We start from the raw sequence: 14,741 nt of genomic DNA on the forward strand, positions 1-14,741 counted from the left end.
GGGCTCTCCTTGCAGTATTAAAAATTAAGCAGCCAGATCGTTGACGGACAGAATGCCCATCAAGATAGACACAATGATGGAAGCAATCATGATGCCCAGCACCAGGATCAGCACCGGCTCGATCATGGTCAGGGCGCGTTTGATGCCGGTTTCCACCTCGCGGTTCAAAATATTCGACAGCTCCAGCATCATCGAGCCCAGGCGGCCGGTCTCTTCGCCGACACGCACCAGGTTCACGGCCAGCGGCTCGAACACCGTAGTCGTGTTCATCGCCTGCACCATCTTGCCGCCCTCTTTGACGATGGGCGGAATCTTGGCCAGCTCGGCCTGGATCAGGCGGTTGCTGACCGTATCGGTCGCGATATGCAGCGCGGTGAGCAAGGGCACACCATTGCCCAGCAAGGTGCCCAGCGAGCGCGAATACAAGGTCAGCTGGTATTTAAGTGCCAGGCGCCCCAGAATTGGCATGCGCAGCAACACGCCCTGCCACCACAACCGGCCCTTGGGCGAACGCAGCCAGCTGCGCATCACATAGACCACGGCGGCGCCACCCAGCAATACCACCCAACCGTTCTTGCGGAACACCTGGCCGATGGTCATCACGATCTTGGTCGGCGTGGGCAGTGCATCGCCCATGTCGGTGAACAGCTTCTCGAACTGCGGCACCACAAAGCCCAGCATCGCGATCAGCGACAGAATCGCCACGGCCACGAGGATCATCGGGTAGATGGTGGCCGAGACCACGCTTTCCTTGAGCGCGCGCTGGCGCTCCAGATGCTCCACCAGGCGCTGCAGCACGGCCGACATCTGGCCGCTGGCCTCGCCCGAGCGCACCATGTTGATGTAGAAATCGCCAAACAGCTCCTGGTGCACCATCAGCGCCTTGGACAGCGGCACCCCGCCCTTGACCGCTTCGAGCACGCCGGTCAGCAGCTCGCGCATGCTGTCCTTGAAGGCCATGTCGATCAGCACGCGCAGCGCGTTATCCAGCGCCAGGCCGGCCTTGAGCATGATCGACAGCTCCGAGGTCATCGCCAGCACATCGGCGGCCTTGGCCGGGCCCTTTTGCGACTTGGGCGCCTTGGCCTTGCCAATGGCGCTGGCAGCAGCCGGCTTGGCCCCGGCGGCCTTGGCGCCTGCCGGCATCAGTGCGGCAGCATCCACCGCATCGACAATGCGCACCGGCGTGAGCTTTTGCGCGCGCAGGTGCTTTTGCACCGCCGCCGCATTGGGCGCTTGGAAAGTGCCGCGAACCTGCTCGCCCGCAGCATTGATCGCATGCCAGGCAAAATCAGCCATCGATCTGGTCCTGGGTGACGCGGGCGACTTCGTCCAACGTGGTCATGCCGGCGGCCACCTTGCGCAGGCCGTCCTCGTGCAGGCTCAGCATGCCGGACTTGGCCGCCAGGTTGAACAGCTCGTTCGAGTCCTTGCCCGCATTGATCGCATTGCGCATCGGCTCGTCGAGCACAAACAGCTCATGGATGCCGGTACGGCCCTTGTAGCCGGTCTGGCGGCAGGCATTGCAGCCCACGGCGCGGTAAATCACCTGGCCTACTTCGCTAAAACGCGCCAGGCCGGAGCGCTTGCGTACCTCTTCGCCCGGCTCGTAGGCCTCTTTGCAATTGCCGCACAAGGTACGCACCAGGCGCTGGGCCAGCACCCCATTGACCGAGGAGGTGATCAGGTAGCTCTCCACCCCCATGTCCTGCATACGGGTGATGGCACCGGCGGCGGTGTTGGTGTGCAAGGTCGACAGCACCAAGTGACCCGTCAGCGCCGACTGCACCGCGATCTGCGCGGTTTCGCCATCACGCATTTCACCGATCATGATGATGTCCGGGTCTTGCCGCAGGATGGAGCGCAGCGCATTGGCAAAGGTCAGGTTGATCTGGGCATGCACCTGGATCTGGTTGATCCCTTCGAGCTGGTACTCGACCGGGTCTTCGACGGTGATGATCTTGTTCTCGAGCGCATCAATCTTGGACAACGCTGCATACAAGGTGGTGGTCTTGCCCGAGCCCGTGGGTCCCGTCACCAGCAAAATGCCGTGCGGGCGGCCCAGCAGGTCGTTGAACTTGGACAGCGTGTCCTTGGCGAAGCCCATGGTTTCGAGCTGCAGCCGCACGCTGGCGCGGTCCAGCACCCGCATCACGATGCTCTCGCCATGCACGGTGGGCACGGTCGAGACACGCAGGTCGAGCTCGCGGCCCTTGACGCGGGTCTTGATGCGGCCGTCCTGCGGCAGGCGGCGCTCGGCAATGTCCAGATGCGCCATCAGCTTGACGCGCGAGCCCACAGCCGCCGACAGGCGCGGCGGCACCAGCTCACCGGGGTGGATCACACCATCGACCCGGTAGCGCACATGCAGGCCATCGTCAAAAGGCTCCAGGTGGATATCAGAGGCGCGCAGATCGGTCACCTTGCCGATGATGCTGTTGACCAGGCGAATCACGGGTGCCTCGCTCGCCAGGTCCTTCAGATGCTCGACAAAGTCGCCCACATCGGAGCCATCGCCAAACATGTCATCGCCGTCGTCTTCTTCGGCTTCGGGCTCGGGCTCCTGCAGCGCCTTTTCAATATCGGCCTGCAGTGCCAGGTGCGGGCGAATCTGCAGCCCGGTCGACATCTGCAGCGCCTTGATGACAAACGGGTCCTGGGGCGAGGCCATCGCCACATCCAGCACGCCATCCTGCAGTTGCAAGGGGAAGACATGCTGCGAATGCTGGAACTCGGGCATCAGGCCCGGCACGCTGATCGCCTCGGCGGGGAAATCGGTGCCCAAGGTGAAAGGAATCTGCAGCTGGGTCGCCAGCGTATGCATCAGATCCAGCTCGGAGACCAGGCCCAGCTGCACCAGCACCTGGCCGATGAGGCTGCCCATCTCCTGCTGGGCCTGCAGCGCACGCTCCAGATCGCGTGGCGACAGCTTGCCCGCCTGCACCAGCATCTCGCCCAGCAAGGGGCGGCGCCCGGGCTCTGTGGCCAGGGCTGCATCGCTGAAATCGTCAATGGTGCTGGTGCTCATGCGTCTATGGTCTCAAAAGCCTATGACAGGCGTGGTATTCATCCCCTTAGCCTATAGGGCACCCAGTGTAGGCGCCAGGCATGGGAGACAAATGGGAGGAAAAGCAAACTCAGGCAAAAACATCGGCCTCGGCAAAGGCCTTGCCCTGCTGGTCCTTGGCCGACAGCTGCGGCTCCAGGCCGTTCAACTGCCAGTCGATCGACAACTGTGCATCATTCCAGATAATGCAGCGCTCGTGGGCCGGCGCGTAGTAGTCCGTTGTTTTGTAGAGGAACTCTGCCGTCTCGCTGAACACGACAAAGCCATGGGCAAAGCCCGGTGGCACCCACAGCTGGCGTTGGTTGTCCTCGCTCAGCTCCACAGCCACCCATTGGCCAAAGCTGGGCGAGCTTTTGCGGATGTCAACGGCCACATCCAGCACCCGGCCCTGCACCACCCGCACCAGCTTGCCCTGGGCTTGCTCCAGCTGGTAGTGCAGACCGCGCAGCACACCCCGGCTGCTCTTGCTGTGGTTGTCCTGCACAAAGTCATAGTGCTGGCCCACCGCCGCATCAAAGGCTTTTTGGTTGAAGCTCTCAAAGAAAAAGCCGCGCGTGTCGCCAAATACCTTGGGCTCGATGATCTTGACGTCGGGCAGCGCCGTGTCGATGGCTTGCATGCCTTTACTCCTTGGGCTCCTGCAGCAGGCGCTGCAGGTACTGTCCGTAACCGTTCTTGGCCAAAGGCTTGGCCAGCGCGGCCAGCTGCGCGTCGTCGATATAGCCGCTGCGCCAGGCGATCTCTTCCGGGCAGGCAATCTTCAGGCCCTGGCGGCTTTCCAGCGTGGCGATGAACTGGCCGGCATCCAGCAGGCTGTCATGCGTGCCGGTATCGAGCCAGGCATAGCCCCGGCCCATGATTTCCACGCTCAGCTGACCTTTTTCCAGGTACAGGCGGTTCAGATCGGTGATCTCCAGCTCGCCGCGCGGCGATGGCTGGAGGCTCTTGGCCAGCTCCACCACCTGGCTGTCGTAGAAATACAGGCCGGTCACCGCATAGTTGCTTTTGGGCTTGGCTGGCTTTTCTTCCAGCGACAGCACCTTGCCCTGCTTGTCAAAGTCGGCCACGCCATAGCGCTCGGGGTCGGTCACATGGTAGGCAAAGACGCTGGAACCCGTATCGCGCTGCATCGCGCTGGCCAGCAGCTTGTGGAAATCATGGCCGTAGAAGATGTTGTCGCCCAGCACCAGCGCGCTGGGCGCACCGGCCAGAAAGCTCTCACCAATCAAAAAGGCCTGTGCCAAGCCATCGGGGCTGGGTTGCACCGCGTATTCCAGGTGGATGCCCCACTGGCTGCCATCACCCAGCAACTGCTCAAAGCGCGGCGTGTCCTGCGGCGTGCTGATGATCAGGATCTCCTTGATGCCCGCCAGCATCAAGGTGGTCAGCGGGTAATAGATCATCGGCTTGTCGTACACCGGCAGCAGCTGCTTGCTGACCGCCAGGGTGGCCGGGTGCAGGCGGGTGCCGGAGCCGCCCGCCAAGATGATGCCTTTGCGTGCTTGGACTGTCATGTTCAGAGAATCTCCTGCAGCATGCGCTGCACGCCGGTTTGCCAGTCAGGCAAATCCAGCGCAAAGCGCTGCTGCAATTTGTGGGTGTTCAAACGGGAATTGTGGGGGCGGCGCGCCGGTGTCGGGAAGGCCGAAGTGTCGACCGCCTGTACCTCCTGCGCCGTCAGATTCAGCGCCGGGTTGATCTTGCGCGCCGTCTCCAGCACAAAGCGGGCATAGCGGTTCCAGGTGGTCTCGCCACCGGCCACCAGGTGGTAGATACCGCTCAGCTCCTGCGCCGAGCCCATCGCCGTGCGCAGCGCATGGGCCGTCACATCGGCGATCAGGTCGGCACCGGTGGGCGCCCCCCACTGGTCGTCGATGACGGCCAGCTTGTCGCGCTCCTGCGCCAGGCGCAGCATGGTCTTGGCGAAGTTGCCGCCCCGCGCGGCATAGACCCAGCTGGTGCGAAAAATCAAATGCTTGGCACCGCTGGCCGCAATCTGCCGCTCACCGTCGAGCTTGGTCTGGCCATAGACCGACAGCGGGCCGGTGGCCTGGTCCTCTTGCCAGGGTTGGTCGCCACCGCCATCGAAGACATAGTCGGTGCTGTAATGCACCAGCCAGGCGCCCAGCGTCTGGGCCTCGCGTGCCAGCACGCCCACGGCGTCGGCATTGATCGTGCGCGCAGCCTCGGGCTCGCTCTCGGCCTTGTCCACCGCGGTGTAGGCCGCCGCGTTGACGATCACATCCGGCGCCAGCGCACGCACAGTCTCGGCCAGTGCCTCGGGGCGCAGCAGGTCACCGCACAGCGGGGTGCTGGCACGGTCCAGCGCAACCACTTCGCCCAGAGGCAGCAGGCTGCGCTGCAGCTCCCAACCGACCTGGCCGTTCTTGCCCAACAACAGTATTTTCATCGCATCGTCCTGTCAGGCAGCCCCGGCATGCAGATGCCAGGCCCGCCTCGCTAGCGCCCTCAGGCGTACTGCTTGTTGACCCAGTCCTTATAGTCACCCGACTGCACCTGGGCCACCCAATCCTGGTGCTCCAGGTACCACTGCACGGTCTTGCGGATACCGCTGTCAAAGGTTTCTGCCGGCTTCCAGCCCAGCTCCTTCTCCAGCTTGCGCGCATCGATCGCATAGCGGCGGTCATGGCCGGGGCGGTCCTTCACATAGCTGATCTGCTCGGCATAAGAGCGGCCATCGGCACGCGGGCGCTGCGCGTCAAGCAGGCTGCAGACATGCTGGACGATCTCGATATTGGGCATCTCGTTCCAGCCGCCCACGTTGTAGGTTTCGCCCAGACGGCCCGCCTCCAGCACACGGCGGATGGCGCTGCAGTGGTCCTTGACGTAGAGCCAGTCGCGGATCTGCATGCCGTCGCCATACACCGGCAGGTTCTTGCCCGCCAGCGCGTTGACGATCATCAGCGGGATCAGCTTCTCGGGGAAGTGGTAGGGGCCGTAGTTGTTCGAGCAGTTGGTGGTCAGCACCGGCAGGCCATAGGTGTGGAACCAAGCACGCACCAGGTGGTCGCTGGCCGCCTTGCTTGCGCTGTAGGGGCTGTTGGGCTCGAAGTTATGGGTTTCGGTAAAGGCCGGATCGTCCTTTTCCAGGCTGCCGTAGACCTCATCGGTCGATACATGCAGAAAACGGAAACCGTCCTTGCGCTCGCCTTCCAAGCCGCTCCAATAGGCGCGGGCAGCTTCCAAGAGGCGCAAGGTACCGACCACATTGGTCTGGATAAAGTCCTCGGGGCCGTGGATCGAGCGGTCCACATGGCTTTCAGCGGCAAAGTGCACGATGGCGCGCGGCTGGTGCTCGGCCAGCAGGCGGTCGAGCAGCGCGCGGTCGCCAATATCGCCGTGCACAAAATGGTGGCGGCTGTCGCCCTGCAGGCTTTCTAGGTTGTGCAGATTGCCCGCGTAGGTCAACTTGTCGAGATTGACCACCGGTTCATCCGAACCCGCCAGCCAGTCCAACACAAAATTCGAGCCGATAAAGCCGGCGCCTCCGGTGACGAGAATCATGGTCAGTACAGGTAGTTCAACAAATAACCGTCCATTATCGCATTGCCCTTCGGCTGCACTGCCCTGGCTCGGCCAATCCAGGGGCTATCGCTGTAACCGCATGTGGGCGTGCCTCAGCCCTTGGCGCCAAAGCGGCTGTGGGCGATATGCAGCAAGCCGTCAAAAATCAGGTTTTCGACCAGCTCGAAGGGCCGCGTCATGCTGGGCATCATCTTCCAGCCGGCGCCGCCGGTCATCACGCAGGCAGGCTCCTGGCCACAGTGGGCCATCACATGCTGCACCATGCGCTCGACCGCACCGGCGATTGCATAGGTGCCGCCGCTGGTCAGTGCATCGCTGGTGTTGGTGGGAAATGGCCGCACCTCGCCGGTCGGCACATGCAGGCCGGCCGTGCCCGACTCCAGCGCCTTGAGCATGATGCCGTGGCCCGGCAGTATCAGCCCGCCCAGAAACTTGCCATCGGCATCGATGGCCTCGACGGTCACCGCCGTGCCCACCATGACCACCACCACCGGGCGCTGGCGCCCCTGGGCCAGCACATGGTGCCAGGCGCCCACCATCGCCACCCAGCGGTCCGTGCCCAGGCGGCTGGGGTGGTCGTAGCCATTGGTCAGGCCCGCCTCCGCATTGGACGACACCACCCAGTTGGGCGCCAGGTCCCAGATGTCCATCTGCGTCTGCACGCGGCGGCGCACCACGTCGCCAGCGACCACACAGCCGAGCATGTACTGCGGCTCGGGCAGCTCGGCCCAGCTGCCCTCGGCCAGGCGCTCGATATTGTCCAAAAACTCCACGCCATGGGCCAGCACGGCGGCGCCCGGTTGTGCTGCGTCATACATCGCCCACTTGAGGCGCGTGTTCCCTACGTCGATGGCCAGAAAATGCATGGGCGGCATTATCGGCCTTTTTGGCCGCCCGCCTTGTTGCACGTGCAACATCCCGGGGGCCGCGCGTCTTCCTGGCGCCACTGTGAATTTTTTTCAAGCGACCCCGTCTGACTTCATCGCGTTCACAAATAGCTATATATTGGACAGTTCCTGTAACCAACCCTCTAGGAGTCACCATGGGACTGTTCAGCTTTATCAAGGAAGCCGGTGAGAAATTGTTCGGCGGCAAGGAAGCGGCTGCCGCAACCGCAGCACAAGACCTGAACGCGACAGCGGGCGCTGCCATCGAAAAATACATTGGCACCCAGAACCTGGGCGTGTCCGATGTGAAGGTGGCCTTTGATGCCGGCAAAGTCACGGTAACCGGTGTGGCTCCCACCCAGTCGGCAAAGGAAAAAGTCACGCTGTGCTGCGGCAATGTCTCGAGCGTCAGCGATGTGGACAACCAGATGACCGTGACCAACCCCGAGCCAGAAGCCAAGTACTACGATGTGGTCTCGGGTGACACGCTGTCGGCCATCTCCAAGAAGATGTATGGCGATGCCAACAAGTACATGGTGATTTTCGACGCCAACAAGCCCATGCTGAGCGACCCCAACAAGATCTACCCCGGCCAGAAGCTGCGCATTCCTGCGCTGTAATCCAGCCCAGCAGCTTGGATAAAAAATCCCGCAGACGGCCCTGGCCGCTGCGGGATTTTTTTTGTCCAGGTGTGCTGGTTAACGGGCCTGCGTCTGCTTGAAGCGCTCGACCAACTGGCGCAGGTCCTGCTCGGCCTTGTAGATAACCGCCAGGTACTCGTGGTTGTTGATGCCCCAGAGCGAGGAGTCCATGTCGGTGGTGTGGGCCACCAAGAACGGCAAGGTGGTGACCACCCGCATCTGGGCACGGCCCTGCAGGTAGCTGTCAATGGTGTTGGTGTGCGGGTCGCGGATGGAAGAGTTCCACTCGGACAGCGCTTCGAGCGCCGGCCGGGCGTAGATGTTGTGCACCATGCTGGTCATGCGGTCCAGCACCACAAAGGTCTCGCCGTCCTGCTCCTGCACCTCCAGCACCTGGGTGCCCGGGTGGATCTTGGCGATCAGACCGGCAAAGATATCCCACTGGCCGTCATGGGCGGCCAGCCAGCCATCGACGCGGGCGCGGCGCTGGGCATAGTCGGGCGGCATCTCGACATCGTCTTCCATGATCTCGAGCTGCGTCGCACCGGTCTGCAAGGCCTTGCGCGCCAGGTACTGGTAGCTCATCGCGCAGCCCAGCCAGCCGGGGCTGAAGCGCACGCCATCGAACACCGCCACCTCGGACTGCAGGCCCGGCAAGGTCTGCTCGATGAAATGGGCGCGGCGGCGCACGGTCTCGGGCATGCTCAGCACCATGCAGCGGCCAGGCAGCGGCTGCGGAACCGTCAGCGCCTCCCACTGCGCCGCATCGATGCGGCCCAGCGCATAGAGGGCGCGCAGCACCATGAATTCAAACTGCTGGCCGCTGCGGGCCACCTCATCCGCCAACCCTTGCTGCAGCTGTGCAGGCGCCTGCGCTTGCTGCTGCAGCATCTCCTGCACGGCCTGCACCATCGCCTGGGCGTCGCCCACCGGCGTCACCCGCAGCGCGGGGTTGTCCAGCAAGGCCGCATGCTGGTGGATATCGGCACTGCTCTCGGTCACCACAGGCGTGCCCAGGCTCAGGCATTCGTACACCCGGGTGGTCTCGAGCAAGGCGCCTTCGTAGTAGTGGATATTGACGACCACCCGCGCCTGGCGCACGGCCTGGCGCAAGGCATCACCAAACAGGTTGCCCTCAATGCGCACCTTGAACTGGCGCTGCAAGGCCTGCAGCATCTCCTGGCGGCGCGGCGCATTCACATCGCCGTAGAACAGCACATCGCAGCTCGGCTCGGCGGGCGGCAATGCAGGCTCGCCGCAGTCCTGCAACAGCTGCGAATACGCGGCCACGCCGCCAATGGGCACCAGGAAGGTGTGCGGGTAGCGGATGCCCTTGGTCTCCAAAAAGGCCAGGTTGGCTGGCGCATAGTCCCAGGCGGACAGCGAGTTTTCCAAAATCGCCAGGTAGTCATCGGTGAACCAGCGCGGGCTGACGCTTTGCTCCATCTGGAAGACGATGCGCTTCTCACCGGGCGGCAGTTGTTTGAACATCTGCGGGCAGACCACGATATACATGTCCAGGCCAAAGCCCTCGGCGGGCACATCCTGCAGCAGGCTCACTTCAAAGCCGGCCTTGCGCAGCACCTGGGCCAGCCCATGGGCGACAAACTGCGTGTGCGCCGTGGCCAAAATGCCGTAATGCCGGTTGCTGCCCGGCAGCAGGGCCACCGCCGGCATAGGCGCGCCCCGGGCCTGGCGCATTTTGCGGCGCAGCGCATGGCGCAGCCGGCGCAGACCTGCGGGCTCATACGGTGCCAGCTTTTGCTTGAGCCGGAAGACCACGCGCTTGCCTTTGCGCAGCAAATCAGTGATCTGCCACATCGGCGAGAGCTTGCGCGCCAGCGCCTGCATCTGCTGGGCCTGCTGCTCGATCTGCCACTGCTTTTGCAACGCTTCCTGCTGCAAGGCCGCCAGCTGGATGTCCTGCTGCGCGATATGTTGCTGCTGCTGCTGTTGGCGACTCTCCCATTGAGCAGTCAGCCATTGGGTTTGGGTCTGGGCCTGCTCCAGCGCATTCTGGCTTTGCTGGGCCTGGGCCTGAGAGCCTTCCAGATGGCCCCGCAGCTGCTGGCGCTCCAGCTCCAGGCTGCGGATATCTGCATCGAGCTTCTCGATCCAGCTGTGGCGCTGCTGGCCGGCCGCCTCCAAGGACTGTATCTGCTGGCGCTGGTCACCCAGCGCATGCTGCAGCGCCATCATCTCGGCCTTGGCCTCCAGGCGCGCGCCTAATGTAGCAAACACCCGGCAGACCTCACGTTGAAAGGCCGCATCACTGCGATCACAGAGGCGGCGCAGCAATGCAGGCTGCTGCGCGCCCACCAGCAGCACGCCCAGGCCATTGCTGTGCGGAAAATGCAGGCTGGGGTAGCGCCCCTCCAGCTCCGCCCAGAGCTGGTGCACGCCAAAGTCATCGCGGTGCACATTGCTGTCATGGAACAGCACCACAGCACGCTCGCTCAGCTTGGGCAGCCAGGTCTCGAAATCATGGCGCACCGCCTCGTAGGTGTGCAGGCCATCGATATGCAGCACATCCACGCTGCCGTCGGCAAAACTCGGCAAGGCCTCGTCAAAGCGCATGCGCATCAGGGTCGAGAACTGGGTGTAGTGCGGGTCATGGGCCTGGCGCAGGCTGGCCAAAATGCCCTCGCCGTAGGCGCCGGCATGGGCATCGCCCTCCCAGGTGTCGACCGCATAGGTGCGCGTCAGCAAGCCCTGCTCCGCAATCGCCTGGCAAAAAGCCAGGTAGGAAATGCCCGAATAAGCGCCCAGCTCGACCAGGCTGCGCGGCTGCGCCACCGCCATCAGCCAGGCGGCAAACGGAATATGCCCGGCCCAGGGCGCAGGATGGGTCAGATGGTAGGGCTCCATCAACGCGGCGGGCAGCAACCAGCCATCGCTGGCGCGCGCTTGCCCCGGGAGGTCTGTCATACGGTTCATGGGGAAGAGGTTTCCTGTTGCGCCTGGCCGGCCTGCAGCACGATGGACCGCATCGGAATACCCAGCAGTCCGGTGGCCATGTTCGTGGACTCGGACTTGAAGTGCAGCGCATCCTGGATCCAGTGCTGCTGCACATGGTCGTGCTGCGAGCCATCAGCGAGTGCGACGTCGATCGCGTAATTGCCCACCGGCATGCGGGGCATGTCAAAACTGAACTCGGCCTGCAGAACCTGGCCGCCGGCACAGGCCACGGGCTGGCCCAGATAGCTCAAATAGCTGTTGTCACCAAAAACGGCCTGGCCGGTGCGGTCCTTGACCACAAAGCCGACGATGGGCGACTGCAGAGGCTGGTGGCACTGGGCCTGGATGCGCAGGACCACCGGCTCGCCCCCCACCACCCAGTGCAAGGGGCGCTGCTGCGTGTCCATCAGCCAGGCACCGGTAATGCGCGCCCCGCCCAGGCCAAACGAAGGCGCCTCGGGGTTGAAGCGAAACACCTCGATATCGTTGCGCAGCGGCTCGGCACGGAAGAAATCGCGCCGCTGGTCATGCCAGGGCAGGCCGGCATCGAACACCGGCGCCGCCGGAGCCGCAGCGGCCGGCCCGCTGCCCTGCTCGGCCTCATAGCAGGCCTGCATGTAGCGGTCGCAGACCTCCTTGGTCGGGCCGATCTGCATCACCTGGCCCTTGTCGATCCAGACCACGCGATCGCACAGGCTCTTGATGGCCGCAGTATCGTGGCTGACAAAGAGCAAGGTGCCGCGCTCCATAAAGCTGCGCAAAAAGCGCATGCACTTCTGGGTGAACACCGCATCGCCCACGGCCAGCGCCTCGTCGACCACCAGGATATCGGCATCCACATGGGCAATCACCGCAAAGGCCAGCCGTACATACATGCCGCTGGAATAGGTCTTGACCGGCTGGTCGATGAACTCGCCAATATCGGCAAAGGCGGCAATCGAGTCAAAGCGCTCGGCGATCTGCGCATCGCTCAGCCCGAGCAGCGCCGCATTCATCGCCACATTGTCCCGGCCCGAGAACTCGGGGTTGAAGCCTGCACCCAGCTCCAGCAGGGCCGCGATGCGCCCATGGGTGGTGACCGCGCCGCAGCTGGGCGCCAAGGTGCCGCAGACCATCTGCAAGAACGTGGACTTGCCCGAGCCATTGCGGCCAATGATGCCAATGGTCTCGCCCCTGGCCACCTGCAGGTCCAGCCCGCGCAGCGCCCAGAACTCGCGGTGGTAGGGTTTGGGCTCGCGCCCCATGAGGCGCGAGAGGCGCGGCATCACAAACTGCTTTAGGCGGTCACCGGGCGCGTCATAGATATGGAAGCACTTGCCCAGGCCCTGCACTTCCAGTGCCAGAGATTCAGAGGACATCGGCAAATCCCTTGCGCGTCTTCTGGAACCAGGCAAAGCCCAGCCAGGCGACCAGGCTGCAGGCCAGCATGCTGATCGCCCAGCCGCTCCAGTCCGGCATGCGGCCCCAGATCAGCACGGCGCGCGTCTGTTCAATGAAAAAAGTCAGCGGATTGAGCCACATCGCGGTCTGAAAGCTCGCAGGCAGCGCATGCACGGGAAAGAAAATCGGCGAGATAAACATCAGCATCGTCGTCATCACCCCGGTGATCTGCTTGAGATCGCGGGCAAACACGCCCAGCGACGCAAAAAACCAGCCCACGCCGACACTGAGCAAGACCAAAGGCGCCCAGACCAGCGGCAGCAGCACGGCCGTCAGCGGGATCTTGCCGTTCAGCACCAACAGCGCCACGAGCAGCACCACCAGACTGGCCAGCGCCTGGAACAGCGCCGAGCACACGGCCACCACCACCAAAATCTCCAGCGGAAACACCACGCGCTTGACGTAGTTCACATTGGCCAGTACCAGGTGAGGGGCGCGGTTCAGCACATCGGAGAACAGGCCGTAGACGATCAGGCCGGCAAACAGCACCATCGCAAACTGGGTCTTGGACTCGGGCCCCTCGCCCCAGCGTGCCTTGAACACCACCGAGAACACAAAGGTGTAGATGACCAGCATGCACAGCGGTATCAGCACCGCCCACAGCCACCCGCCGAGCGATCCCTTGAAGCGCTCACTCACTTCCCGGCGCGTCATCTTGACCACCAGCGGCCAGTGCGCACGCACGCTACCCACCAACGCGCGCGCAGAGGCAGCGCTGCCTACACCGACAGTCAATGTGAGACTCCATCCATCATGAGGCGGCCAAGTTTACAGGCTCGGCGCTATCCCGACTGCCTCGGAAGCGGCTCGGTTACAAGCGGCGACGATTACACAGCTCATTGAGACCAGGGCAAACCCTGGTAGCGCCAGCCACCGAGCTGGCCGCGCTGCCCCTGGGCATTCGCATCGCCCTCAAAGCCCTGCAGGATGTTGTAGGCCTCCAGCCCCAGCTGGCTCGCGCGCTGCGCCGCCGCCACCGAGCGCACGCCGCTGCGGCACAGCAAGACGATCTTGGCGCCGGGTGCCCGCTGGGCCAGGGCCAGCAGCTGGGCATCAAAATCCGGGTTCATCGCCATGCCCGGCCATTGCTTCCAGGCAATGGCCACGGCGCCAGGCACCTGGCCGACCCAGGCGCGTTCGGCATCGGTGCGGACATCGACCAGCACGGCCTGCTGGTTTTGCACCCAATGCCAGGCCAGGCGGGCACCAATATCACCGGCATAGCCATTGGCAGGCGCAATGGTCTGCTGTTCTGCGGTCAAGCTCATAGATACCTCTTCCAAAAAATAGCGGGCAGACCCAGCCCCGCTATGCTGCCCGGTCCCAGGGCGGGGCCGGCATGTCCTTGAGCTGCTGGCGCAGCGCGCGGTGGTCAGGCACCACCTCGGCCACGGTATCCCAAAAGCGGGGGCTGTGGTCCATCACCCGCAAATGCGCCAGCTCATGGGCCACCACATAGTCGATCACGGCTGGCGCATAGTGCATCAGCCGCCAGTTCAGCCGGATCGAGCCATCGGACCTGGCACTGCCCCAGCGCGTCTCGGCACTCGAGAGGCGCAAGCTGGTGTAGTGCACGCCCAGCAGCGGCGCAAAATGCGCCAGCCGCGCCAAAAAATGCTGGCGCGCGCTCTGGATGAACCAGGCCTGCACCAGATCGCGGATCTGCGTGCGCCCCGCACTGGGCGGCAGCGCCAGATAGAGACGCGAGGGCGAGCCCGGCGCCTCTTCCTCGACCCGCCAGACCGCCCCGGAGCGCGCCACGCGCTGCTCGCTATCGACCACCAGCTGCAGCGGCTGGCCCAAAAAAGGCAGGCTGGCGCCATCTTCCCAGTGGATGCTGGCGCTCAGGCTGCTGGCGCGGCGCTGCTGTATCTCGGCGATCTTGCGCACAATCCAGCCGGCCTTGTCCTGCAGCGCCTCGTCAATACCCGGCTGCGTCACCCAGCGCGGCGCGCGCACCACCAGGCCGTCCTCACTGACCACAAAGCCAATACTGCGCCGCTTGGCACGCTGGAGCAAGTAGGCCACCCGCTGGCCCTGCAACAGAATGCTGCGGTTGGCTGCAGGGTGGGCCTGCAAGGAGGCGGGTGCTGCGGGGGCGGCAGGGATGGGAAGGACGGTTGGGCGGGCGACCGGTGCGGGCGGCAGCGCGGACATCGGCACGGGCACAGGCCGCGGAGGCGCTGCAGCGGCAGGCGCAGG

13 protein-coding genes are annotated in these 14,741 nt (G+C 63.9%); 1 reads left to right on the forward strand and 12 read right to left on the reverse strand.

Features of this window, described 5'->3' with window-relative positions; all coding sequences use genetic code 11:
- Positions 1-24 precede the first annotated feature (24 nt).
- From H928_RS0125130 to H928_RS0125160, 7 genes are all read right to left on the reverse strand, one after another.
- Entirely contained in the window at positions 25-1,299 is a 1,275-nt protein-coding gene (locus tag H928_RS0125130) for a type II secretion system F family protein (RefSeq protein WP_021028974.1), read from the reverse strand.
- Positions 1,292-3,028, reverse strand: coding sequence for a type II secretion system ATPase GspE (gene gspE, locus H928_RS0125135; RefSeq protein WP_021028975.1), 1,737 nt, complete (start codon positions 3,026-3,028; stop codon positions 1,292-1,294). The genes H928_RS0125130 and gspE overlap by 8 nt, the downstream gene beginning before the upstream one ends.
- A 109-nt stretch (positions 3,029-3,137) precedes the next feature.
- Entirely contained in the window at positions 3,138-3,686 is a 549-nt protein-coding gene (gene rfbC / locus H928_RS0125140; protein WP_021028976.1) for a dTDP-4-dehydrorhamnose 3,5-epimerase, read from the reverse strand.
- Between the two features lie 4 nt (positions 3,687-3,690).
- Positions 3,691-4,581, reverse strand: coding sequence for a glucose-1-phosphate thymidylyltransferase RfbA (gene rfbA / locus H928_RS0125145; protein WP_021028977.1), 891 nt, complete (start codon positions 4,579-4,581; stop codon positions 3,691-3,693).
- Positions 4,582-4,583: 2 nt separating this feature from the next.
- Complete coding sequence (gene rfbD / locus H928_RS0125150; protein WP_021028978.1) at positions 4,584-5,477, reverse strand: dTDP-4-dehydrorhamnose reductase; 894 nt, start codon at positions 5,475-5,477, stop codon at positions 4,584-4,586.
- 59 nt (positions 5,478-5,536) lie between these two features.
- Positions 5,537-6,592 carry a dTDP-glucose 4,6-dehydratase gene (gene rfbB, locus H928_RS0125155; protein ID WP_021028979.1) on the reverse strand — a complete coding sequence of 352 codons (1,056 nt, stop codon included), beginning with the start codon at positions 6,590-6,592 and terminating at the stop codon, positions 5,537-5,539.
- 113 nt (positions 6,593-6,705) lie between these two features.
- A complete protein-coding gene (locus tag H928_RS0125160; RefSeq protein ID WP_027011401.1) occupies positions 6,706-7,479 on the reverse strand; it encodes a type III pantothenate kinase in 774 nt (257 codons plus the stop codon).
- 176 nt (positions 7,480-7,655) lie between these two features.
- Here H928_RS0125160 and lysM point away from each other — a divergent pair, with 176 nt between their 5' ends.
- A complete protein-coding gene (lysM, locus tag H928_RS0125165; RefSeq protein ID WP_021028981.1) occupies positions 7,656-8,120 on the forward strand; it encodes a peptidoglycan-binding protein LysM in 465 nt (154 codons plus the stop codon).
- A 78-nt stretch (positions 8,121-8,198) separates the two neighbouring features.
- On the opposite strand, the gene H928_RS30455 is transcribed toward lysM, so the two are convergent.
- The 5 genes from H928_RS30455 to H928_RS0125195 form a co-directional block, all read right to left on the reverse strand.
- Positions 8,199-11,078 carry a class I SAM-dependent methyltransferase gene (locus H928_RS30455; protein ID WP_021028982.1) on the reverse strand — a complete coding sequence of 960 codons (2,880 nt, stop codon included), beginning with the start codon at positions 11,076-11,078 and terminating at the stop codon, positions 8,199-8,201.
- On the reverse strand, positions 11,075-12,457 hold the full coding sequence (locus H928_RS0125180; protein WP_021028983.1) for an ABC transporter ATP-binding protein: 1,383 nt from the start codon (positions 12,455-12,457) through the stop codon (positions 11,075-11,077). The genes H928_RS30455 and H928_RS0125180 overlap by 4 nt, the downstream gene beginning before the upstream one ends.
- Positions 12,447-13,274 carry an ABC transporter permease gene (locus tag H928_RS0125185; RefSeq protein WP_027011402.1) on the reverse strand — a complete coding sequence of 276 codons (828 nt, stop codon included), beginning with the start codon at positions 13,272-13,274 and terminating at the stop codon, positions 12,447-12,449. The genes H928_RS0125180 and H928_RS0125185 overlap by 11 nt, the downstream gene beginning before the upstream one ends.
- Positions 13,275-13,375: 101 nt before the next feature.
- Positions 13,376-13,807 carry a rhodanese-like domain-containing protein gene (locus tag H928_RS0125190; protein ID WP_021028985.1) on the reverse strand — a complete coding sequence of 144 codons (432 nt, stop codon included), beginning with the start codon at positions 13,805-13,807 and terminating at the stop codon, positions 13,376-13,378.
- 40 nt (positions 13,808-13,847) lie between these two features.
- On the reverse strand, positions 13,848-14,741 hold an 894-nt coding region (locus tag H928_RS0125195; protein ID WP_027011403.1), incomplete at its 5' end, for a M48 family metallopeptidase.

This window comes from Comamonas sp. B-9 (genome assembly GCF_000410635.1).
Taxonomy (GTDB): Bacteria; Pseudomonadota; Gammaproteobacteria; order Burkholderiales; family Burkholderiaceae_C; genus Comamonas.